General features: G+C 66.6%; 24 protein-coding genes. 14 read left to right on the forward strand and 10 right to left on the reverse strand.

All coding sequences use genetic code 11. From position 1 onward, the window contains the following. The first annotated feature begins 73 nt into the window (after nucleotides 1-73). The 3 genes from sppA to SM753_RS12605 are packed head-to-tail and all read left to right on the forward strand — an operon-like array spanning nucleotide 74 to nucleotide 3,040. Nucleotides 74-1,084, forward strand: a complete 1,011-nt coding sequence (sppA, locus tag SM753_RS12595; protein WP_323191861.1) for a signal peptide peptidase SppA — start codon at nucleotides 74-76, stop codon at nucleotides 1,082-1,084. A 41-nt stretch (nucleotides 1,085-1,125) separates the two neighbouring features. Next, nucleotides 1,126-2,280: a DUF373 family protein gene (locus tag SM753_RS12600; protein ID WP_135533524.1), complete on the forward strand. Its 1,155-nt coding sequence runs from the start codon at nucleotides 1,126-1,128 to the stop codon at nucleotides 2,278-2,280. A 31-nt stretch (nucleotides 2,281-2,311) separates the two neighbouring features. Continuing rightward, nucleotides 2,312-3,040 (forward strand): diphthine--ammonia ligase, encoded by a 729-nt coding sequence (locus tag SM753_RS12605; RefSeq protein ID WP_323191862.1) that lies wholly within the window; start codon nucleotides 2,312-2,314, stop codon nucleotides 3,038-3,040. 2 nt (nucleotides 3,041-3,042) lie between these two features. Here SM753_RS12605 and SM753_RS12610 read toward each other — a convergent pair whose 3' ends face one another. Beyond that, a complete protein-coding gene (locus SM753_RS12610) occupies nucleotides 3,043-4,011 on the reverse strand; it encodes an NDP-sugar synthase (protein ID WP_323191863.1) in 969 nt (322 codons plus the stop codon). A gap of 130 nt (nucleotides 4,012-4,141) precedes the next feature. Between SM753_RS12610 and SM753_RS12615 the strand changes: the two genes are divergently transcribed. Both SM753_RS12615 and SM753_RS12620 read left to right on the forward strand, forming a co-directional pair. Continuing rightward, nucleotides 4,142-4,318, forward strand: coding sequence for a hypothetical protein (locus SM753_RS12615; RefSeq protein ID WP_323191864.1), 177 nt, complete (start codon nucleotides 4,142-4,144; stop codon nucleotides 4,316-4,318). Between the two features lie 151 nt (nucleotides 4,319-4,469). Next, nucleotides 4,470-4,760, forward strand: coding sequence for a transcriptional regulator (locus tag SM753_RS12620; RefSeq protein ID WP_135533521.1), 291 nt, complete (start codon nucleotides 4,470-4,472; stop codon nucleotides 4,758-4,760). A 107-nt stretch (nucleotides 4,761-4,867) separates the two neighbouring features. Here SM753_RS12620 and SM753_RS12625 read toward each other — a convergent pair whose 3' ends face one another. The 6 genes from SM753_RS12625 to SM753_RS12650 all read right to left on the reverse strand — a co-directional run bounded on the left by SM753_RS12625 (nucleotide 4,868) and on the right by SM753_RS12650 (nucleotide 10,061). Then, on the reverse strand, nucleotides 4,868-5,302 hold the full coding sequence (locus tag SM753_RS12625; protein WP_323191865.1) for a Rieske 2Fe-2S domain-containing protein: 435 nt from the start codon (nucleotides 5,300-5,302) through the stop codon (nucleotides 4,868-4,870). Nucleotides 5,303-5,354: 52 nt separating this feature from the next. After that, entirely contained in the window at nucleotides 5,355-6,212 is an 858-nt protein-coding gene (locus tag SM753_RS12630) for an aminotransferase class IV (RefSeq protein WP_323191866.1), read from the reverse strand. Beyond that, complete coding sequence (locus SM753_RS12635; RefSeq protein ID WP_369335352.1) at nucleotides 6,197-6,877, reverse strand: aminodeoxychorismate/anthranilate synthase component II; 681 nt, start codon at nucleotides 6,875-6,877, stop codon at nucleotides 6,197-6,199. Before SM753_RS12635 ends, SM753_RS12630 begins: the two co-directional genes overlap by 16 nt. Then, nucleotides 6,874-8,457, reverse strand: coding sequence for an aminodeoxychorismate synthase, component I (gene pabB / locus SM753_RS12640; RefSeq protein WP_323191867.1), 1,584 nt, complete (start codon nucleotides 8,455-8,457; stop codon nucleotides 6,874-6,876). Before pabB ends, SM753_RS12635 begins: the two co-directional genes overlap by 4 nt. 39 nt (nucleotides 8,458-8,496) lie before the next feature. Then, complete coding sequence (locus SM753_RS12645) at nucleotides 8,497-9,081, reverse strand: DUF4332 domain-containing protein (RefSeq protein WP_323191868.1); 585 nt, start codon at nucleotides 9,079-9,081, stop codon at nucleotides 8,497-8,499. 179 nt (nucleotides 9,082-9,260) lie between these two features. Then, the gene (locus SM753_RS12650) at nucleotides 9,261-10,061 is read right to left on the reverse strand and encodes a shikimate dehydrogenase (protein WP_323191869.1); all 801 of its coding nucleotides are present in this window, start codon (nucleotides 10,059-10,061) and stop codon (nucleotides 9,261-9,263) included. Between the two features lie 86 nt (nucleotides 10,062-10,147). On the opposite strand from SM753_RS12650, the gene SM753_RS12655 reads away from it, so the two are divergent. The 5 genes from SM753_RS12655 (at nucleotide 10,148) to SM753_RS12675 (ending at nucleotide 14,746) form a co-directional block, all read left to right on the forward strand. After that, entirely contained in the window at nucleotides 10,148-11,452 is a 1,305-nt protein-coding gene (locus tag SM753_RS12655; RefSeq protein ID WP_323191870.1) for a sodium:calcium antiporter, read from the forward strand. A 74-nt stretch (nucleotides 11,453-11,526) separates the two neighbouring features. Beyond that, the gene (locus SM753_RS12660) at nucleotides 11,527-12,852 is read left to right on the forward strand and encodes a D-aminoacyl-tRNA deacylase (protein ID WP_323191871.1); all 1,326 of its coding nucleotides are present in this window, start codon (nucleotides 11,527-11,529) and stop codon (nucleotides 12,850-12,852) included. A gap of 80 nt (nucleotides 12,853-12,932) precedes the next feature. Then, nucleotides 12,933-14,066: a cell division protein FtsZ gene (ftsZ, locus tag SM753_RS12665; protein ID WP_135533512.1), complete on the forward strand. Its 1,134-nt coding sequence runs from the start codon at nucleotides 12,933-12,935 to the stop codon at nucleotides 14,064-14,066. Nucleotides 14,067-14,135: 69 nt separating this feature from the next. After that, nucleotides 14,136-14,306 carry a protein translocase SEC61 complex subunit gamma gene (locus SM753_RS12670; protein ID WP_135533511.1) on the forward strand — a complete coding sequence of 57 codons (171 nt, stop codon included), beginning with the start codon at nucleotides 14,136-14,138 and terminating at the stop codon, nucleotides 14,304-14,306. Nucleotides 14,307-14,308: 2 nt separating this feature from the next. Beyond that, on the forward strand, nucleotides 14,309-14,746 hold the full coding sequence (locus SM753_RS12675) for a transcription elongation factor Spt5 (protein ID WP_135533510.1): 438 nt from the start codon (nucleotides 14,309-14,311) through the stop codon (nucleotides 14,744-14,746). Between the two features lie 144 nt (nucleotides 14,747-14,890). Here SM753_RS12675 and SM753_RS12680 read toward each other — a convergent pair whose 3' ends face one another. Beyond that, nucleotides 14,891-15,181 carry a hypothetical protein gene (locus SM753_RS12680; protein ID WP_135533509.1) on the reverse strand — a complete coding sequence of 97 codons (291 nt, stop codon included), beginning with the start codon at nucleotides 15,179-15,181 and terminating at the stop codon, nucleotides 14,891-14,893. Between the two features lie 93 nt (nucleotides 15,182-15,274). Between SM753_RS12680 and SM753_RS12685 the strand changes: the two genes are divergently transcribed. Both SM753_RS12685 and SM753_RS12690 read left to right on the forward strand, forming a co-directional pair. Continuing rightward, complete coding sequence (locus SM753_RS12685; RefSeq protein ID WP_369335353.1) at nucleotides 15,275-16,051, forward strand: PHP-associated domain-containing protein; 777 nt, start codon at nucleotides 15,275-15,277, stop codon at nucleotides 16,049-16,051. 63 nt (nucleotides 16,052-16,114) lie between these two features. Continuing rightward, the gene (locus tag SM753_RS12690; RefSeq protein WP_323191872.1) at nucleotides 16,115-16,723 is read left to right on the forward strand and encodes a J domain-containing protein; all 609 of its coding nucleotides are present in this window, start codon (nucleotides 16,115-16,117) and stop codon (nucleotides 16,721-16,723) included. Here SM753_RS12690 and SM753_RS12695 read toward each other — a convergent pair whose 3' ends face one another. Continuing rightward, nucleotides 16,724-17,506: a MarR family transcriptional regulator gene (locus SM753_RS12695; RefSeq protein WP_135533508.1), complete on the reverse strand. Its 783-nt coding sequence runs from the start codon at nucleotides 17,504-17,506 to the stop codon at nucleotides 16,724-16,726. 131 nt (nucleotides 17,507-17,637) lie between these two features. On the opposite strand from SM753_RS12695, the gene artA reads away from it, so the two are divergent. Both artA and SM753_RS12705 read left to right on the forward strand, forming a co-directional pair. Then, nucleotides 17,638-18,618, forward strand: a complete 981-nt coding sequence (artA, locus tag SM753_RS12700; protein ID WP_323191873.1) for an archaeosortase A — start codon at nucleotides 17,638-17,640, stop codon at nucleotides 18,616-18,618. Further along, entirely contained in the window at nucleotides 18,615-19,301 is a 687-nt protein-coding gene (locus SM753_RS12705) for a metallophosphoesterase (protein ID WP_323191874.1), read from the forward strand. The genes artA and SM753_RS12705 overlap by 4 nt, the downstream gene beginning before the upstream one ends. Here the strand turns inward: SM753_RS12705 and SM753_RS12710 are convergent. Continuing rightward, entirely contained in the window at nucleotides 19,284-20,567 is a 1,284-nt protein-coding gene (locus SM753_RS12710; RefSeq protein ID WP_323191875.1) for an NAD(P)/FAD-dependent oxidoreductase, read from the reverse strand. The two genes, SM753_RS12705 and SM753_RS12710, sit on opposite strands and share 18 nt — an antisense overlap. Nucleotides 20,568-20,615 lie beyond the last annotated feature (48 nt).

Consider the following 20,615-nt stretch of genomic DNA (forward strand, 5'->3'; position numbering starts at 1 on the left):
CCGCTCACAACGCGTACTCTCGGAGGGTCTACCCTTTTCCGTTGCCGCCCGCAACACGACGGCAGGTGATCCCATGGAAGGCACGCTACGGTCGCTCGCGCAGATCGGAATCGTCGTCGTCGGAGCACTCGTCGCCGCCGCGGTCGGCGTTGCACTGTTCGTCGTACTGCCGGACCGAGTGCCGTCGGTCGGTCTCGTCGCCGTCGTCCTCGTCATCGTGACGGCGCTCGTAGGCTTGCGGATAGCGAGTAGCCTCGCGGAGACGGTGTTTCCCTCGTACAACGTCGGCGAAGTCGAGGTAACGGGTCCGATCACCGCCGACGGCGGCGGGATGCCGCTACGGCCCGGCGGGGCGTCCGCGGACGACCTCGTCGAACAGATAGAGCGGGCGGACGCCGACGGCAACGCCGAGGCGCTCGTCGTGACGCTGAACACGCCGGGCGGCCAACCGGTCGCGAGCGACGATATCCGCCGCGCAGTCGCGGAGTTCGACGGTCCGACGGTCGCCCACGCCAAGGACATCTGCGCCAGCGGCGGCTACATGATCGCGTGCGGTAGCGACGAGTTCGTCTCCCACGAGGACAGCCTCGTCGGTAGCATCGGCGTCATCGCCAACCAGCGGAAGTTCGCCGACTTCGCCGACCGCTACGGCGTCGACTTAGAGCGGTTCGTCGGCGGAGAGTACAAAGACACCTTGGACCCGATGAAGCCACTCTCCGACGACGAGCGGGCGTACTTCCAAAACGTCATCGACAGCAGCTACGAGAGCTTCGTCGACCTCGTCGCGGAGAGCCGCGACGTGGACCGCGAGTTCGTCGCGGACACGGAGGCCCGGATCTACCACGGCCGCCAGGCCGAGGCGAACGGACTGGTCGACGCGCTCGGCGACCGCAACGCCGTCGAGGACCGCCTCGCCGAGCGCGCCGGCCTCGACGAAGTCTCGGTCAAACAGTTCGAACCCGAACGCGGGATCGGCGAGAAGCTCAGTATCGGCACACAGACAGTCGCCCGGGCGTTCGGCCGCGGCGTGGCAGGCGTTATCGCCGACCGCGACGGCTCAGCCGTGGAGTTTCGATTCAAGTAAGTCGGGGATTTTTATTCTACCGCTGCGTGGTCGGATACACCGTGACCACGCTCGTGGTGTGTGTCGACCGTACGGACGACATCGTCCGGAAGACGGGCCTGTCGACGCCCGTCTCCGGGTGGGAGGCGGTTCATTCGCTCGTCACCGACGTCGGTCTCGCTGACCCGGAAGATTCCAGCGTCAACTGTCTACTCGAATCGCTTCGCGTCGCCCGCGACCTCCGGGACGACGACGACGAGTCGGTCGTCGCCGTCGTCTCCGGCGGGAGTGACAACGTCGTCGGTGCGGACCGGTCGGTCGCGAGCCAACTCGACGAGTTGGTGGCGGAGTACGACCCGGATTCGGCCGTCGTGGTAATCGACAGCGCCGAGGACGAGCGACTGGTTCCTATCGTCGAAAGCCGCCTCCGTGTGGACTCCGTCGACCGCGTCGTCGTCCGACAGGCCCGCGACATCGAGTCGACGTACTACCTGCTCAAGCAGTTTCTCGCCGACGAAGAACTGCGTCAGACCGTCCTCGTCCCGATCGGTCTCGCCCTTCTGGTGGCTCCGATACTGTCGATGCTTGCGGGGCCGGCGATCGCCGTTTCTGCTATCACCGCCGTTATCGGCGTGTTTCTGCTGTACAAGGGCCTCGGCGTCGACGAGTACCTCACCGACCTCGCCGTCCGGGTTCAGGAGTCGCTTTACTCCGGGCGAGTCTCTATCGTCACGTACGTCGTCGCCGCGGGCCTCTCGCTGGTCGGCGTGTTCGTCGGCGCGCTCGGCGTGTCGAATCTCGCTATGGAGGGTGGCGTTCTCATCCCGGCGATGCAGTTCGCTCACGACAGCGTTCCGTGGCTGGCGATGGCCGCTCTCGCCGCAAGCACAGGCCGTCTGCTGGACGTCGCCATCCAGAAAGACAGCGTTCGGAGCTCCTACCTGAACATCCCGTTCGGCGTCGTCGCGGTCGGCCTCGTCGTCCGCGGGTTCTCGGCGTACTTCCTCGAACGCGCCGACATCCTCGACCCGTTTCAGGTCCCCGCGCTCCAGCTAGGCGTCGTCTCCGTCTCGTCGTTTTCCCTCTCGGCGGGCGAACATCTCGCGGTGTTCGTCGTCGTCGGCGTGCTCGTCAGTCTGGTCGGCGTCAGGGTCGCCTCGTATCTCGGCGGCACCAGCATCGACGAGGACGAGTTCTCGCGTAGCGACAGTTCGTAGCTGGTTTACCCGCCCCGCCGGTAGGTCGACTATGAGCGACGAGAACGCGGGCGCATGGATCAGCCTCTTCTCCGGCGGCAAGGACTCCTCGTGGGCGCTGTATCAGGCGTTGGAACGAGGCTACCCCGTCGGCCGCCTCGTCACGGTCCACCCCGACGACGATTCGTACATGTATCACGTGCCGGCGACGGACCTCGCGACGCTCGCGGCGGAGAGCGTCGGTATCCCGCTGGTCGACGTCCGTCCCGACGACCTCGGTGCGGCGACCGCGGACGATTCCGGGCCGCAGGGTGACGCCGAACTCGAACCGCTGGAGGCCGCGCTCGTCGAACTGGACGAGGAGCTAGACGGCGGTATCGCAGGCGTCACCGCGGGTGCTGTCGAGAGTGAGTACCAGACCAGCCGGATCGAGGCGATGTGCGACCGCCTCGACGTCGACCTGTTCGCCCCCCTCTGGCAGCGCGACCCCGAGACGCTCGCCGAGGAGATGTTAGACGCGGGGTTCGAGATCACGGTCGTTCAGGTCGCGGCGTACGGCCTCGACGAGTCGTGGCTCGGCCGGACGCTCGACCGCGAGGCGCTCGATGACCTCCGGGACCTCAACGAGGAGTACGGGGTCCACGTCCTCGGCGAGGGCGGCGAGTTCGAGACGCTGGTGACCGACGGCCCCCACATGGACCGTCCTATCGAACTGGAGTACGAGCGCGAGTGGGACGGGTCGCGAGGCACGCTGAAGATATCCGACGCGCGGTTAGGGTGAGATCAATCCCCGTTCCGGATCTCGGTGTGCGCGCCGATGAGCGCGCCGGCCAGATCGAGGTTGTGGAGGTCGGTTTCGCGGTCGATGATCGAATCCCGAATGTCCGCGCCGTGTAGCGACGCGTCCGGGAAGATGATCGAGGAGTCGACGTTCGAGTCGACGAGTTCCGCGCCGCTCATGACGTGGACGTTCTCGCCGACCGACGTGTTTTCGATGGTCGCGTCCTCGGCGATACGGTTGTCGCCGTTCAGGTGCCACGCCACCGCGTCGAGGTAGCTCTCCGGCGTGCCGATGTCGAACCACGCGTCGTCGAACGTGTAGGCGTACACCGGTTGGCGGTGCTGGAGCCACTGGACGAACCAGCCAGGTTCGTCCGGATTGTTGTCGTTGACGAGATACTCGTCCAGGGCGTCGAGCGTGTCGGCGGTGAACGCGTAACAGGCGATAGAGACGAGCGTGCTGTTGGGGTCGTCGGGTTTCTCCTGAAAGTCGACGATCTGATCGCCTTCGAGGTCGACCAGTCCGTACGACTTCGCGAGTTCTTTCGACCCCACATCGTAGGCGGCGAGCGTCGGTTCACCCTTCCGCGCGAAGAAATCGATGAAGTCCGAGATATCGAAACTGATCAGGTTATCGCCTGCGATGACGAGCAGGTCGTCGTCGACGCCCTCGCGGTCGACTAGCTGTGCGAGCGCGCCGACGACGCCGAACTTCTCGTCTTCCTCCGCGGTGTCTTCGATGGAGAGTACGGGTTTGTCGAACTCGCTCTCCGCGAGGTGGCGTTGAAAGTCCTCGGCGAAGCGTTCGTTCGTACTGACGTAGACGTCCTCGATACGGTCGTCGTCCTCTAACTCCTCGAAGATCTGGTCGATGACCGTCGAGTCGCCGATCGGCAGAAACATTTTCGGCCGATTCTTCGTGATCGGCCAGAGGCGAGTGGCATATCCCCCGGCAAGTACGACAGCATCCATACCTTGACCGTCAACGGCGCGTGGTAAGTCCTTTATCCTTCGTTATATACTGGCGGTTCCGACAACCGGCGGCCGTGCCGCCGATAGCACCACCTTCTATTACCCTCGGACCCGTTGCGGGAATCGATAAATGAAATCGGAAGACGAGATCCGGACGCGGATCGAGGCGCTGGAGGACAAGTACGACGCGAACGACCCGCCGACCACGCCCGTCGAGGACGAGATGGAAGTCGAACTCCTCCGCGCTATCGCGGAACTGGAGTGGGCGCTCGACGAACGCGACGAGCCGCCGTATTTCACGCGGTAGCCCACCACGTTTTTTCGACTCGCGTTCGTTCGCTACTCTCTCGAACCACTCGGCCAAAAAAGCTCCTTCGTCGCCTCGCATGCATCGCGCCGCGCTCTCGGCCTCGCCTCTCCGGGTCACTGTTTTATCCCCGGCGGTCCGAGTCAGCGATATGCGCGAGGCAGATGCTACGACGCGCGAGCGGATGGCCGACCGATTGCGCGACGAGACCCTGTCGCTCTCCGCGCTCGCGACGGAGTTCGACACTACCGCCGATGTCGCCCTGAACCACGTCCAACACGTCGCGCGCTCGCTCGACGGAACGGACGAACAACTGCTCGCCGCGCCGCCGGAGTGTCGGGACTGCGGCTTCACCGACTTCGACGACGTGGCTAACCGCCCGTCGCGCTGTCCCGAATGTAAGAGCGAGGCCGTAGAGGAGCCGTCGTTCAAGGTCGAGTGAGCCGGAACCGTCCGGACCGTTTCAACTGTAACTGAGTCCGGTACGCCCCTTCCTCAGCGAGCGTCGAAGACGCGAGCAGGGAGGATACACCGCCCGCCCGTCTTGTTTCAGTTCCCTGAGAAGTCGATCCGAGCGCCCGACGAGAGGTCAACGTCGTCCGACGGCCCGAGCGAGTCGAACTCGAAGCGGTCGTCGGTGAGGTAGACGCCGCCGTCGACGACGGTCACGTCGACCGAATCCAGCGTCGCGCCCTGGCAGGGGCCGTGCGTACACTCGCCGTCGGACGCGCGGAAGGTCGCGCCGTGTTTCTCGCAGAGTATCTCGCCGTCCCGCATCGTCGCGCCCGACCCCTTGTCGAGACGGACGTCGGTCCAGTGCTGGCAGTAGTTCCGCCAGGCCGCGACTGCGTCCTCGTCGGCGCCCTCGCGGCCGAGTCGCGTCAGTACGACCTCCGACTCGTCGAACCCTTCCCGGACGGTACAGAGGAGCGTTCCGTCGCCGGGCACGTCGTCTACGGCGGCGATCCGGTCGTCGTCGTTCATGTGTTCCAGTGAGCGGCCGCACCGTTTGAATCGTCCGAAACGGGACGCGTCGCTAGTAATGGCGGCGCTCGACGAGTTTGTCGAACAGCGTCGAGAGCAGTCGCGTGACGGGACCGCCGCCGACCTCGATGCCGTCGACGGTGGCGACGGGTCGGACCTCCCACGTCGTGTTGGTGAGAAACGCCTCCTCGGCACCGCGGACGTCCTCCGGACTGTACCGACCCGTCTGGAGGGGAACGTCGGTCTCGTCCTCGACGAGGTCCGCGACGACCGCCCGAGTGACTCCGGGCAGGAGCGGCAGGTCTTCGCTCGGCATGTGCAATCCCTCGTCGTCGACGAAGAAGAGGTTGCTCGTCGCTCCCTCCGCGACGTTGCCGTCGACGTCGCGCAGGAGCGCCTCGTCGGCTTCGACGAGTTCCTGCCGGGCGAGTATCCCGTTCAGGTAGTTGTGCGTCTTCGCGTCGGCGGGCATCGCGGACTCGGGCGGTTTCCGGGTCTTAACAGTCTGAACGTCGGCCGGGGCGTCCCACACTGCCGGCCCCTCGGTGCCGCCGCGCGGGAGTTCCTTTGTGATGATCACCACCGTCGGGTCCACGTCATCGCTCGGCGTCAGTTTCCCCGGTTGGACGCCGCGCGTGACGGAGAGGCGGACGTACGCGTCGGTCAGCCCGTTCGCGTCGAGCACCTCCTGCACGCGGACGCGGAGGTCGCCGTCCGAGAGGCCGTGGTCGATACCGAGCGTCTCGCAGGTCCGTTCCAGCCGGTCGACGTGGGCCCGCCACTCGAACACGTCGCCGCCGTAGGCCCGCAGCGTCTCGAATGCGGCGTCGCCGTACTGGAACCCGCGGTCGCGGACGCTCACCGTCGCTTCCCCTGCCGGAACGAGGTCGCCGTTCACGTGGTACTGCATACGAAGTTCCGTATCAACTGTTTGCCGACGCCGAGCGACCGCGCGGTCGCGCCGCCGTCGACGGGGTGGTTCTCGCTCGTTGCGGCGCTGTCGCCGGCCGACGCCGTCCGCCCGGCGGTACCGGTGAGGATGCTCTCGGGGTGGAACTGTACGCCGACCTGCGGTTTCGACTCGTGGCGGACGCCCATCAACACGCCTCGGTCGTCGTCGGTACGCGCCGTCTCGACGAGCGGGTCCGGCAGGTCGCCGCGCTCGACGGCGAGCGAGTGATACCGCCCGACATCGAAGGGGTCTGACAGCCCCTCGAAGATACCGTCGCCGTCGTGAGTGACCCGCGACGGTTTCCCGTGGACGACCTCCGGGGCGTGGCGGACCGGCGCGCCGTGGGCCGCACAGAGCGCCTGGTGGCCCAGGCAGACGCCGAGTGCCGGGTACTCCGTCTCGGCGAAGAGCGGCAGTGAAACGCCCGCTTCCGCCGGCGTGCCCGGCCCGGGCGAAACGACGACGCCGTCGGGGTCCAGTTCGCGGATCCCGTCGACATCTATCTCGTCGTTTCGCCGGACGACCACGCCGTCACCGTCGCCGCCGCGGTCTCTCACCGCTTCGCCGACGAACTGCACGAGATTGTAGGCGAAGGAGTCGTAGTTATCGACGACGAGGATCACGACTTATCGCCCTCCGTCTCGACGCCGCGTCGCTCGTCCGCGGGACCGTCCGCCGACTCGACACTCAGTTCCGCGCGCTCGCCGAGCGCCTCGTCGACTGCGGTGACCAGCGCGCGGGCCTTGTCCAGCGTCTCGTCGTATTCGCTGTGGGGGTCGGAGTCGTGGACGACGCCCGCGCCGACGCGGAGGTGGTACTCGTCGCCGCGGCGAACCAGCGTCCGGATAACGATGTTGAGCGTCGCGCGCCCGTCGAATCCGAAGATACCGATACTTCCGGTGTACGGGCCGCGTCGGGTCGTCTCAACCTCGTCGATGATCTCCATCGTCCGGGGTTTCGGCGCGCCGGTGATAGTTCCGCCGGGGAACGTCGCCGCGATAGCGTCTGCGAGCGTCGCGCCGTCGCGCAGCCGGCCCGTGACGAGCGAGACCAGATGCATCACCTCCGAGTACCGGTCGACGCGGCGGTACTCCTCGACCTCGACGGAGCCGTACTCGCTCACCTTGCCGAGGTCGTTCCGTTCGAGGTCGACGAGCATCGCGTGCTCCGCGCGTTCTTTCTCGTCCGACAGCAGGTCGGCCGCCAGCCGTTCGTCCGCCTCCGCAGTCTCGCCGCGGGGCCGCGTCCCTGCGATCGGTTCCGTTCGGATCTCGTCGCCGTTTCGCTCCAGCAGGAGTTCCGGGCTGGCGCTGATGAGGTCGGCACTCGGGAACTCCAGCAGGGCCGAGTACGGCGCGGGATTGACCGTCCGGAGCGCGTCGAACGCGGCGACCGGATGCACCGCAGCGGGTGCGGTCAGACGCTGGGAGACGTTCGCCTGGAACGTGTCGCCTTCGCGGACGTACTCCTTGACGGTCCGAACGCGGTCGGCGTACGCCTCGCGGCCGCAGTCGCTCTCGAACGTCGCCAGGTCGTCGGTCACTGACGGTCGGCCGACGGAGGGGTCGCCGTCGCGGACGGCCGTCGCGAGTTCGAGCGCGCGGTCCCGGCCGCGTTCGTACGCCGCGTCCGCGGCCGCATCGCCGACTCGCGGACAGGCGGTCACCCGAAGCGTCACCCGGTCGCCTTGCCGCGGCTCTTCCCACGCCGCGATCTGGTCGTACGCGGCGACCTGCAGGCGCGGAAGACCGCGGTCGTCAGCGGCGAGTCCCGGCAGGTCCTCCAGTTCCCTCGCGATGTCGTAGGAGAGCCATCCCACGACGCCGCAGGGGTACGGAACGTCGCAGTCGCCCCGGACGAGCGTTTCGCCGTCGAGGAGTCCGTCGAGCGCGTCGAGAGACGGCGACGCCGCGGCCGGTCCGTCGTCTCCCGACGCCGCCCGCGGTGGCGCTGGCGCGGTCTCCGCGTCGGGGGAGACGGTCAGGCGCTCTACCGGGTCGACCCCGAAATACCCCCATCCAGACTGCCCGCCGGTGGTCGCGAGATAGGCGTCGCCACCGTCGTCCTGTCGCGCGCGACGGTACGCTGTGAACGGGTCTTCGACGGCGACGCGGACCTCGACGGGAACGCGTGCCCCCGCCGGCGCGTCCGCCGCCGCCCGGCGGAACGCCCCGCGGTCGGTCGCCACGGTGGGGTCGGTCATAGCAGAGAAGAGATCGCCGGTCACGGATCGTCTCGCGGGTTACCGGACCTCGGCCCGCTGGACCCACTCGCTCAGACGCTTCTCGGAGAGATCGGTCTCCTCCGCGAGGGACTCCGCGTCGGCCTCAGCCAGTTGGTCCACGGTGTCGATACCGACGTTGGAGAGGCGTTCGGCGTACGCCGGGCCGATGCCCTTGATCACGTCCGTCGGTTCGCCGTCAGCCGATTCGTCGCCCGTCTCCGTTTCCGTCGCCGCTTCGTCGCCGGATTCGTCGACGGCGTCCTCACCGTCTTCGACGTCCGACTCCGATTCGGCTGTTGGTTCTGACGCCGCTTCGTCCGCTGTCGCGGGCCCGTCGTCCGCGTCCTCCTCGGCCTCTTCGATAGCGTCGGTCGGTTCAGTCGCCGGTTCGTCGTCAGTCGGTTCGGTGGGCGTCGCCGGTTCGCTCTCGGCGGACGCGCCGGCGGTTCCGGCCTCGTCGCCGGTCCCTTTCACCGCGTCCTCCGACTCGGTGTCCGGCGTCGCCGGTTCGCGCTCGACGGTCACGCCGATGTCGCGCTCTCGGTCGGCGTCGGACTCCGAATCGTCGAACCCGAGCAACGACTTCAGCTTTTTCAGCACCATTGGCTGACAATAGATTACCGCCCCACTTAAACTCGTCCGCCTCTGGCCGGAGAGCGCGGCGACCACTGATACAGAGTACGGCTACCCGTTCGTACTGAGTATGACCCGCCTATTCGGGCCGGGCGCGGTCGCCCGGCCGAGCGTCGGAGCGTCCATTCGGCCGACACGGGTCCTCTCGCTCAGAGTCGGGAGCGCAGCGCCGCGTTCATCGCGTCGACGGGTGCCTCGTGGCCGGTCCATCGCTCGAACGCCGCTGCACCCTGATACAGGAGCATCCACGCACCGTCGACAGTCGTCGCTCCGGCGTCTTCGGCGTCCCGAAGGAGGCGGGTTTCCAGCGGCGAGTACACTGCGTCTAACACGGTTAAGTCGCCGTGAATCGCGCTCGCCGCGACGGGCGAGGCGTCCTCCTCCATCCCAACGCTCGTCGCGTTGACGAGGACGTCCGCATCCGCGAGCAGGTCCGGGACGGCGTCGAGTTCGTGACCCGACGCGTTCGGCACCGACTCGGCCAGGTCGCGGGCCGACGATGCGGTGCGGTTGGCGATCCGCACCGACGACCCGGCGTCAGAGAGCGCGAACGCGGTGGCGCGCCCCGCGCCGCCGGCACCGACGACGACCGCCGTCGCGCCGTCGAGATCCGCACCGTGTTCGACGAGCGACCGGCGAACGCCCGCGGCGTCCGTGTTGTGTCCGGTCGGACGGTCGCCGGTGAAGTCTATCGTGTTGACCGCACCGATGCGCGCCGCGAGGTCGTCCGCGTCGACGACATCTACGACGTCCTGTTTGAACGGGATGGTGACGTTCAGTCCGGTCACGCCGAGTGCGTCCGCGCCGCGTACCGCGTCGGCGATACCGTCTTTCGCCGGTTCGAACGTAACGTACCGCGCGTCAATATCGAGCGCGTCGTAGGCCGCCTCGTGCATCGGCGGCGAGAGCGAGTGAGAAACGGGGTTTCCGACGAGTCCGAATACGTCCATACGCTCCGGAGTGGGTCTGTGCGCATAACTCATACGTTCTCCGGACAACGCAAGAACTACGGTTCCTCTGCATGACGACCGATCTGATGAACGATCGGTTACGACATCCGCTTGTCGCCGTAGTGGTCACAGTTATCGCGACGCTCCCCTGGGTTTTCGTCTACCTGATGAACAGTACGGAGGCCCTCGGTCACGTACAGACCGTCGCGATAAGCGGTCTCTCCGTTCTCGGCGCGTCGTTCCTCCTCGCGTGGGGAGCAGAGACCGCCGAAAAGGACGTGCCGCGCGCGTTCGCTATCGCCGTCCTCGCGATCCTCGCGGTCGCGCCGGAGTACGCGGTGGACGCGCTCTACGCGTGGAAGGCCGGACAGGGGCAGGTGGGTGCCGGCGACCTTGCCGTGGCGAACATGACCGGTGCGAATCGGATCCTCATCGGTCTGGGCTGGTCCGGTATCGCGCTGTTTTCCATCTATCGGGCGAAGGCGAGCGGCGACGTCGCCGTCGAGCACAACGACGGCTTTCTCACGGACACCGTCCTCCTCGACCGGAGCATCGCTACGGAGGTCTGTTTCCTCGCGCTGGCGACGGTATGGGCCTTCTTCGTCCCGCTCAACGGCGGGATCGACATCCTCGACATGCTGATCCTCGTCGGCATTTACGTCGCCTACATCGGGATCGTCATCCGCGGCGACCCCGAGGAGGAAGAGGTACACGTCGGCGTCCCGGCGTACCTCCAGAAAACGCCTGCATCGGTCCGGATACCGTCCGTACTCCTCCTCTTCGGCTACTCCGGCTTTCTCATCTTCACCGCCGTCGAACCGTTCGCGCACGGCCTCGAAGAGATCGGCGTACAGTACGGCATTCCCGAGTTCTTCATGATCCAGTGGATCGCGCCGCTTGCGAGCGAGAGCCCGGAACTCATCGTCACCGCGTATCTGGTGAACAAGGCGCGGACCACCGCGGCGTTCAACGCGCTCATCTCGTCGAAACTCAACCAGTGGACGCTGCTCATCGGGACGCTCGGCATCGTGTTCAGCATCTCGCAGGGCGCGTACGGCGTGCTAGAGTTCAACTCGAAGCAGGCCGCTGAGATATGGATCACCGCGGCTCAGAGCTTCTTCGCCCTCGCCGTGCTGATCAACTTCCGCATCTCGATGCGCGAGGCGGTCGCCCTCTTGGTCCTGTTCATCTCGCAGGTCGGCATCGAGTATCTGCATATCCGGGGGACCATAGAGTTCATCACCACCTACGACCTGCTCATCGTCTACACCGTCATCTACATGCTCATCGGCGGCGCGATGTTCGTCACCAGAATGGACGACGTTCGGACGGTCGGCAGACTGGCCCGGGCGAACGCCCTGAACGAGCAACCAGTCGCCGAGTCTGACTGACCGTACTATCAGCTAAACCGCACGTACAGACCGTTTCGACACGCTTTTTCCCCGGGCACGGGATACCTTCGGCAGTGATAGCGATCGTCGTTAGCCGCGCCGATGAAGCCTCCGAACACATCGGCGAACGCCTGCTGGAACTAGGTGAGTGGAAACGCCGCGTCGACGATAGCCGCCCGGACGCGGACGGCGGCGGCGCATGCTACCGGACCGACGGGTTCGAACTCCGGACGTTCGACGACCTCCACCTGAACGTCGAGGACGCCGCGGCGGCGTTCGACGACCCCGACGCACTCGTGTTCGCCTCCCGGCACTCAGGCGAGACCGGACCGCTCCTGACGGCACATTTCACCGGTAACTTCGGGCCGGCGGAGTTCGGCGGCGAGGCCGGTGCGCTCGCGGAAGCGTGTCCGAACGCCCACGCCCGGTGCGTCGAGTCGTTCGCCGAACACGCGCCCGAGGGGTACGGCGTCGGGATCGAGTGTACGCACCACGGCCCGAGTCGCGTCGGCGTCCCCTCGATGTTCGTCGAACTCGGCAGCGACGAGGCCGAGTGGCGCGACCCCGCGGGTGCCCGCGCCGTCGCTCGGGCCATCCTCGACCTGCGCGGGACGACCCCGCACCGCGACCGAACAGTCGTCGGGTTCGGCGGCGGTCACTACGCCCCGCGGTTCACCCGGATCGTCCGCGAGACGGACTGGGCGGTCGGTCACATCGCCGCGGACTGGTGCGTAGACGCGATGGGATCACCGGAAGCCAACCGCGACGTGGTTCGGCGGACGTTCGAACGGAGCGGCACAGAGTACGCGGTGGTCGACGGCGACTACCCGGAACTGGAGCGGACTATCGAGGATCTGGGCTACCGCGTCGTCAGCGAAACCTGGGTGCGAGAGGTCGACGACCGACCGCTCCCGCTCGTCGAACGGGTCGAGTCGGCCCTCGACAGCATCGACGACGGACTACGGTTCGGCGACCGCGACGAACCGGCCCCGGGCGAATTCGATGTCGTCTCGCTCCCCGATGAACTGCTCGCCGAGGCCCAGGCGATAGACCCCGACGCCACGCGCGCGGCCGTCGCGTCCGCTACGGTTGCGTTCGAGACGGTCGAGAACGGCACCAGGGCCCAGGGGCGCGCGGCCGTCCCTACCGGGACAGACACCGCTGATCTCGCGGACGCGCTGACGGCGATACTGTCCGAAAAGTACGACCGAGTCGCCCGAAACGGCGACGCTCTCGTGGCCACTGAGACGGTGTTCGACCCGGAACTTGCCGCGAAACTGGGCGTCCCCGAAGGGCCGGCGTTCGGTGCCCTGGCGGACGGCGAGTCCGTCACCGTCGACGGCGAACCGATCCCCCCCGAGGTCGTTCACACCGAACGGACGCACCGATTCGATCTTTAACCGAACCCTAACTTGTCAGACGCCTGTCCGACCCGCGGGGGGAAAGGTAATTAACCTGCATCAAATAGTGGGTCCCAAGAATGGACTCGATCGTAGACGAAGCAATCGACGAAGCCGAAGAAGACGGGGCCGGCCCACAGGAGGACCCGGGGGCTCGCAACGTGAACCCGTCGGGGAAGATGACCGACGACGAGCTAGAGGACGTTCTCCAGGAACTCCAGACGAACATCACCGTCGTCGGCTGCGGCGGTGCGGGCGGCAACACCGTCGACCGGATGGCCGAGGAAGGCATTCACGGCGCGAAACTCGTCGCCGCGAACACGGACGTTCAGCATCTCGTCGGCATCGAGGCGGACACGAAGATCCTGATGGGCGAACAGAAGACCGAGGGGCGCGGTGCCGGGTCGCTCCCGCAGGTCGGCGAGGAAGCCGCGATCGAATCGCAAGAGGAGATCATCGACTCCATCGACGGGTCCGACATGGTGTTCGTCACCGCCGGTCTCGGCGGCGGAACTGGAACCGGTAGCGCTCCCGTCGTGGCGAAGGCGGCCCGCGAGTCCGGCGCGCTGACTATCTCCATCGTGACGACGCCGTTTACCGCCGAAGGCGAGGTGCGCCGTACCAACGCCGAGGCGGGCCTCGAACGCCTTCGCGACGTGAGCGACACGGTCATCGTCGTGCCGAACGACCGACTGCTCGACTCCGTCGGCAAACTCCCCGTTCGGCAGGCGTTCAAAGTGGCCGACGAAGTGCTGATGCGCTCGGTGAAAGGGATCACCGAACTCATCACCAAGCCCGGGCTGGTCAACCTGGACTTCGCGGACGTCCGCACCGTGATGGAACGCGGCGGCGTCGCGATGATCGGCTTAGGCGAATCCGACTCCGACGCGAAAGCGCAGGACTCCGTCAAGACCGCGTTGCGGTCGCCGCTGCTCGACGTCGACATCTCCGGCGCGAACTCAGCGCTGGTCAACGTCACCGGCGGACAGGACATGTCCATCGAGGAGGCGGAAGGCGTCGTCGAGGAGATCTACGACCGTATCGACCCCGACGCTCGCATCATCTGGGGCACCTCCATCGACGAGACGCTGGAAGGCTCCATGCGGACCATGATCGTCGTCACCGGCGTCGAATCGCCCCAGATCTACGGCCGTAACGAGGCGGCCCAAGAAGAGGCCGCACAGCAGGCCGAAGATATCGACTACGTGGAATAACGTGACGATCACGGATCCGCTCCGCCCCGTAGCAATAGATAGAAAAAGGCGCGTCCGTAAGCTCTCTCCATGAAAGTACCATACGACATCACATCGTACGTGCGGGTGCTCAAGCTGGCGAGTACCCCCTCCTGGGACGAGTTCTCCCAGATCGCAAAGATCGCCGGTGCCGGCATCCTGCTCGTCGGCCTGCTCGGCTTCGTCATCTTCCTGCTGATGACGTTCGTCCAGGGGGTCTGACCATGCCGGTCTACGCCGTCAAGACCACCGCGAGCCAGGAACGAACCGTCGCGGACATGATCATGAACCGTGAGGAAAACGACATCCACGCGGCGCTCGCGCCCGACTCGCTGACGAGTTACGTGATGGTCGAGGCGGAGGACGACGCCATCATCTCCCGCGTTCTGGAAGAGATCCCTCACGCGCGAAGCATGGTCCCCGGCGAGAGCGACATCTCCGAGGTGGAGCATTTCCTCTCGCCCAAACCGGACGTGGAGGGGATCGCCGAAGGCGACATCGTCGAACTCATCGCCGGACCGTTCAAAGGCGAGAAGGCGCAGGTCCAGCGTATCGACGAGGGGAAAGACCAGGTCACCGTCGAGTTGTACGAGGCGACCGTCCCGATTCCGGTCACCGTCCGCGGCGACCAGATCCGCGTACTGGACTCCGAGGAACGCTAACGCGCTCCGCTGATCCCTGATTCGCTCCGCTCGTCAGGGCTCAGAAAGCGGTAGTCGACAGAACGCGGTCCCGGTTCGATTTTCAGTGAGCGATCGTTTTCTACAGTCCGTCCGAGTAGACAAACAGCCGATGTAGCCGTCACCCTACTCCTCGTTCAACTGGTCGACGACGCGCTGTAAGTCGGCCTCGTGTTCGATGGCTTCTTTCACCTGTTCGCGCTGGCGCACTTCTTCGGAGTCGGCACCGTAGGCGCGGACGTACTCGGCGCGGGTGTGTTCCTCGAAAGCGTGGCGAATAGCGAGATAGCCGTCGGGGACGACGACGCCGCAAACCTTACACTCGCGGCGCTCGTGCTCGTTCGTCTGGTGGACGATCGCGCTCTCGGCGTCGTCGAACACGTCTCCGCATCCGTCGATACCACATTCCCAGACCATTGCCCGAACGTCGGGTCCCTGCCGTAAAGGCTTTTCCGACTGACGAGGCGTCGAACCAGAACCCATAATGTGACCCCCCTAAAAGTGGTGTGCGTGACAGCGAGCGACGAGTGGCTGGTCGATATGCACGTGAAAGTGCTCGACGACGAGGTAGTTCGGCGCGCGAAAGCGAGCGGGTTAGACGCCCTGGTGTACGCGCCGCACTTCACGCGCCTCCCCGAAATCGAGGCGACGGCGTCGGCGTACTCCGACGACGAACTGCGCGTCTTCCCCGCACGCGAGGTGTTCACTGGCACGTGGCGGAACCGACAGCACGTCCTCGCACTGGGACTCTCCGACCCAGTCCCGGATTTCATCACGCTCGACGGGGCGATGACCGAGTTCGAGCGCCAGGACGCGACGGTGCTCGTCCCGCATCCGGAGTTTCTGAACGTCAGCCTCGACGAAGCGGCGATCCAGCGCTACCGGGACGAGATCGCCGCCATCGAGACGTACAACCCGAAGGTGACGGACCGGAGTAACCGCCGAAGTCGGACCATCGCCGCGCGGCAGGACCTGCCGCCGTTCGGATCGTCGTACGCTCACCTACCGGGAACCGTCGGAGCGGCCTGGACGGCGTTCGACGGCGAGGCTCTCGGCGACGAGGTGACGGAGTCGTCGCTGACAGCGGCGCTCGAAGCGGGCGATGTCAGCCGAACCGGACACCGAAACGGACTGTCGCACTACGGCCGACGTCTCGCCGAGCGGGCCCACCTGGGCTGGGAGAACACCTGGGCGAAGGTCGACCGACTGTTCCTCTCCGGCACCGAACCGACGCATCCCGACCACATCGCGTACGACGGGGCGTTCGACGACGTTGCGGTGTACTGACCGTCGGCGGCACTGTCGACCCCGAACAGTAGATTCTTTGACGACCGCGCCGTACGGGGATGCGTGCCGATCGACTGGCTCTGGTCGGTTCCCCGGTGGTTGCTGGTCGGCCTCGCGCTCGGCGCGGCGTTCAGTCTGGTCGTCGCCGGCGTGTTCGTCGCCGGGCGGCGACTGTTCCCCGAGTCGACGACAGGACCGACGGGACCGACGGACGGGTTCACCGGAGAGAGCAAGCGCCGGGCAGAGATACGCGACTACCTCCGCGAGATCGGCGAACCCTACGCGGAGGACCACGCCGTGCGGGGACAGCGTGTCGCCTTCTATCTCCCCCACCGCGACGTCGCGGTCACGTTCGACGCCCACGCGTACTTCAGGATCGACACCACGGACACCGACGCCGTCCTAATCGAACACGAACTGCCCGGTGCCCATCTCGGCGGTCGTCTCCCGTTCGACACGCCGGAGCGAAAGCGAGAACCGGACATTGCGGACGGGATCAGTGCCGCGTTCGAAGCGCTGGGGCTCCCTCCTGGTGCGAGTGCCGACGAGGTGAAGGCGGCCTATCGGGAGCAGGTCAAAGAGACGCATCCCGACCACGGCGGCGACGAGAAATCGTTCCGGCGGGTCAGAGAGGCGTACGCGAGAGCCAGAGAGCACTCGAAACGGACCTGATCACGTCGCGTCCGACACTTCGTACGCGACGTCGGCGTCTCGGAGGGCGTCGGTCACGCGCCCGACGTTGTCGGCGGTCGCCACGACGACCGCGTCCAGACCGCGACTCGCGGCGTCCGCCGCGACCTCGCCGGCCGCGAACGTGGTGTCCGGGCTGACATCCGCACGCCGGAGCGCGGCGACCGCTTCCACGCCGGCGGCGGCGACCGTGTCCGCGGCCGCACAGCCTTCGACAAGCGCCGTCCCGTCGACCGCGCGACTCCCGCCCGACCGAACCGGCGGCACCTGCAGGACGGTGACGGTACCGGGGTCGAGGTCGATTATCCCTTCGAACCCGGTGACGCCGACGTCCTCGTCTTCCGCGGCGCTCGTCGTCGCGATACCCGTCGCTGGTCCCTCTCCGCCGGGCGTCGCGTGAAAGAGGCCGTCGCGCATCGAGAGCGTGACCGTCTCGCCTTCATCGATGTCCGCGGTAGCGATAGCGGCGTCTTCCTGTACGCTTCCGAGAATGTCCTCGGTGACGTGTTCGGCGAACCGCTGGACGTCCGTCGCCGCCTGTAGTAACCAGTCCACGCCTTCTTTTGTCACGCGGTAGCGCGACCGGCCCTCCTTCTCGACCAGCGAGTCGTCGACGAGTTCGCGGATGTACTCGCTGACTGCCTGGCTGGTGACGCCGACCGACTCGGCGATCTCGCCCTGGCTTACGGCGGGTTGCCGGTCCGCGATCTCGACGAGGATACGAAACCGCGTCGCGGCCCGCTTGTTCTCTAGGACGTCGGCCATGTCCCCACAGTCGTCGCCCCCGGATAAAAACCCTGACGACCGACACGCCCGACATCGCCGGATCGGACCGGGGTGGGACGCGGTTGTGCGTCCGCGACGGGATGCCGTCAACATTTTATTTCGACGTTCCTATGGATACAGACGTGATCGCCCTCTCTATTCCCGGGGTATTTGCCCCCCTCGCGTCGGTCTCCGACGCGTTAGCCTGGACAGTGGTGGCCGCCTTCGTCGTCGCGTCTGCGCTCACTTGGGCCGGCCGCCGGACTGCGGCCCGCTCTCTCGCGAGCGCCACGTGGGTGTTGTTCGGCGTCTTCTGGCTGTCAGTGTTCCCGACGTTCTGGTTCGAGATGAAAAGCGCCATCGAGGGGTCGCTCTCCCTCGTCGCCGTCCCGGCCTGCGTGTACACGGGGTATCTGCTGTACGACGGCCGCGAATCGCTCCTGACGCTGTCGCACGCGGTCGGCGTGATGGGTCTCATCTACCTGCCCGCCGAAACGGTTCCGCTGTTCCGGCGGTTCCTCGTCGAGACGGTCGCGGCCCAGACGTACGCCGTCATCACGGCGCTTGGCTACTCGCCGGAGTTCATCCCCGTGGACAAGGACGTCGCCGTCCAGGGGTATCTGAGCATGTTCGTCTTCGAGGACGCGACGGGCCACACGTACACGACCCACATCGTCACCGCCTGTACGGGCATCGGGAGCATGTCTATCTTCGGCGGCCTCATCGCCGCGGTTCGAGCGCCGCTCCGCCGGAAGGCGAAGGCGCTCGGCATCGCGGTGGCGATAATCTGGGTGTTGAACATCGCCCGCAACGTGTTCATCGCCGTCGCCTTCGGCCGGCAGTGGTTCCAGCAGGAGATATTCATCACTATCGCGACCGAGTACGCGGGCTATCAGGACCCGAAACTGGCCTCGTACTTCATCGCCGACCGCGTCGTTAGCCAGAGCCTCTCGGTCGTCGCGCTCGTCGCCATCACCTGGCTGGTCGTCCGCGAACTGCCGGAACTGTTAGACGTTATCGAGGAGGCGCTGTTCGTGGTGACCGGGACGGAGTACGACCTCGCCGACGCCCTGGGTCAGCCAGTCCGCGCGGACGGCGGCCCGGACGAATGAAGTTCCGGGACCGAGCGTGTTACTTCCCGGGGGCTGACGCTCTCGTTCTCTCCGACGTTCACGTCGGCAAGGCCGCCGCCTCTAACGTCGAGTTCCCGCTGGGCGAGCGGTCGGCCCTCGCGGACCGCGTCGACGCCTTGCTCGACGAGTTCGCCCCCGACGAGGTGGTGATCGCCGGGGATCTGCTTCAGGCGTTCGACCGCGTTCCGCACGGGGTGACCGAAACCGTCGACCGGGTCCGCGCGACGGTTCGAGACCGGGGGGCCGACCTCGTCGTCACGCCCGGCAACCACGACAGGCAGATAGACGCGGTGTACGACGGACCCGCGCCCGACGAGTACCGACTCGCGGACGGCGAGACGGTCGTCTGTCACGGCCACGAGGAACCGTCCGCGGACGCACGGCGGTACGTCGTCGGCCACGACCATCCGGCGGTCGAGATAGAGGGCAAGAAACGCTACTGCTATCTCGTCGGCGAGCGCCTCTACCGCGACGCCGACGTCGTGATGCTCCCGGCGTTTACACGTCTCGCGGCGGGCGTGACGATCAACGGGATGGGGACGCGGGATTTCGCGTCGCCGCTCGTAACTGACGCCGACGCCGTCCGACCGGTGGTCCGGGACCCGGACACGGGGGAGACGCTGGAGTTCCCTCCGCTCGGCCAGTTACGGCCGCACCTGTAAGTCGTCTATCGCCGCTTCCGCCGCGCGACGGCCGCTCTCCATCGCCGCGTTGATCGACGACCACCCGGTGTAGTCTCCGGCCAGGTAAACCGGCCCCTCGGGCGTCCGGACGCCGGGGAGCGACTCGCGGAACCCCGGCGGCTGGCGGAACTGGGCGAACGGGACCCGCTCCGTCCGCACTAGCTCCAGGTCGGCGAAGCTGTGTTCGGGGTACCACGACGCCAGCGCCTCGTGAGTCAGGTCCGCGAGTTCGCCGTCGCTCTCGGCTCGCTCGCCGAGGAAGGTGACCGAAAGCAGCGTTGTATCGTCCGGCGAGTACTCGGGCGCGACGGCCGAGAGGTCGACGACGTGGTTCGGGTCCTCGCCGGCGGCGTTGAGGATCAGGCGCTTCCCGGCGTCGATCCGCTTTGCGGCGGGATAGGCGTAGTACTGAGTAACGCAGCCGCGGGCGTCGGTCGGAACGGACTCGATGCCGGTCAGATCGCGGGCAGACCTGGGGTCGGTCGCCACGACGACGGCGTCGGCGTCGACCGATTCCCCGTCGAGCGCCGCCGTCACGCCGTCGCCGGTCCGGTCGACGGACTCGACCTCGGAGTCGGTTTCGACCGTCGCGCCGGCCGCCTCAGCCCGGTCAGCGAGTTGGCGGGGGATCGCTCCCATCCCGGTAGCGGGGACGGCTATCGCCCCGTTCGAGAGCGCTCGAAAGGTGTACTCGAAGACGCGTTTCGAGGTCGAGAGCGAGCGGTCAAGCGTGATCCCGCCGTAGAACGGCGCGGCGAAGTGCTCGATGAACCCCTCGGAGAAGCCGTATTCGCGTAGATACCGGCCGATAGACGCGTCGGGGCCCGCGAATATCTCCTCGCGGGACCTCTTCGCCAGTTCCCGGCGGAGTTTCAGCGTCAGGAGCTTATCGCGGACGGTCACTTCGCGGTTGAACAGGGACTCCGTCAGCGCGCCGAAGTCGCGCAGCGGGTCCGAGAGAATAGAGCGTTCGCCGGGCCGGGCGATGCACGCGCCCGGTGTGAACCGGCGGAGGTCGAGCGTGCCGAAATCCAGTTCGCGCCGTGCGGCGGGGTAGGACGTAAACAGCACCTGAAACCCGCGGTCGAAGACGAACCCGCCCTCCCGATGGGTCCGGACCCGACCGCCGACGGTCCCCTCGCGCTCGTACAGTGTAACGTCGACCCCGGCCTCGGCGAGATGGCGCGAGGCGACCAACCCTGCGAGGCCGCCGCCGGCCACGACGACAGTCGCGTCTTCGGTCATGCCAGAGACGTAGGGCGGCCGCTACAAAACGGCTGTGAGACGTTCGTC

Origin of the sequence: Halostella sp. PRR32 (assembly GCF_034808085.1) — an archaeon.
Classification (GTDB): Archaea; Halobacteriota; Halobacteria; order Halobacteriales; family Natronoarchaeaceae; genus Halostella; species Halostella pelagica.

Bases quoted from the DNA above. Each gene is read 5' to 3' on its own strand.
- sppA (WP_323191861.1), top strand. From the start codon at position 74: ATGGAAGGCACGCTACGGTCGCTCGCGCAGATCGGAATCGTCGTCGTC.
- SM753_RS12605 (WP_323191862.1), top strand. From the start codon at position 2,312: ATGAGCGACGAGAACGCGGGCGCATGGATCAGCCTCTTCTCCGGCGGC.
- SM753_RS12610 (WP_323191863.1), bottom strand. From the start codon at position 4,011: ATGGATGCTGTCGTACTTGCCGGGGGATATGCCACTCGCCTCTGGCCG.
- SM753_RS12615 (WP_323191864.1), top strand. From the start codon at position 4,142: ATGAAATCGGAAGACGAGATCCGGACGCGGATCGAGGCGCTGGAGGAC.
- SM753_RS12620 (WP_135533521.1), top strand. From the start codon at position 4,470: ATGCGCGAGGCAGATGCTACGACGCGCGAGCGGATGGCCGACCGATTG.
- SM753_RS12625 (WP_323191865.1), bottom strand. From the start codon at position 5,302: ATGAACGACGACGACCGGATCGCCGCCGTAGACGACGTGCCCGGCGAC.
- SM753_RS12630 (WP_323191866.1), bottom strand. From the start codon at position 6,212: ATGCAGTACCACGTGAACGGCGACCTCGTTCCGGCAGGGGAAGCGACG.
- pabB (WP_323191867.1), bottom strand. From the start codon at position 8,457: ATGACCGACCCCACCGTGGCGACCGACCGCGGGGCGTTCCGCCGGGCG.
- SM753_RS12645 (WP_323191868.1), bottom strand. From the start codon at position 9,081: ATGGTGCTGAAAAAGCTGAAGTCGTTGCTCGGGTTCGACGATTCGGAG.
- SM753_RS12650 (WP_323191869.1), bottom strand. From the start codon at position 10,061: ATGGACGTATTCGGACTCGTCGGAAACCCCGTTTCTCACTCGCTCTCG.
- SM753_RS12655 (WP_323191870.1), top strand. From the start codon at position 10,148: ATGAACGATCGGTTACGACATCCGCTTGTCGCCGTAGTGGTCACAGTT.
- ftsZ (WP_135533512.1), top strand. From the start codon at position 12,933: ATGGACTCGATCGTAGACGAAGCAATCGACGAAGCCGAAGAAGACGGG.
- SM753_RS12670 (WP_135533511.1), top strand. From the start codon at position 14,136: ATGAAAGTACCATACGACATCACATCGTACGTGCGGGTGCTCAAGCTG.
- SM753_RS12675 (WP_135533510.1), top strand. From the start codon at position 14,309: ATGCCGGTCTACGCCGTCAAGACCACCGCGAGCCAGGAACGAACCGTC.
- SM753_RS12680 (WP_135533509.1), bottom strand. From the start codon at position 15,181: ATGGTCTGGGAATGTGGTATCGACGGATGCGGAGACGTGTTCGACGAC.
- SM753_RS12695 (WP_135533508.1), bottom strand. From the start codon at position 17,506: ATGGCCGACGTCCTAGAGAACAAGCGGGCCGCGACGCGGTTTCGTATC.
- artA (WP_323191873.1), top strand. From the start codon at position 17,638: ATGGATACAGACGTGATCGCCCTCTCTATTCCCGGGGTATTTGCCCCC.
- SM753_RS12705 (WP_323191874.1), top strand. From the start codon at position 18,615: ATGAAGTTCCGGGACCGAGCGTGTTACTTCCCGGGGGCTGACGCTCTC.
- SM753_RS12710 (WP_323191875.1), bottom strand. From the start codon at position 20,567: ATGACCGAAGACGCGACTGTCGTCGTGGCCGGCGGCGGCCTCGCAGGG.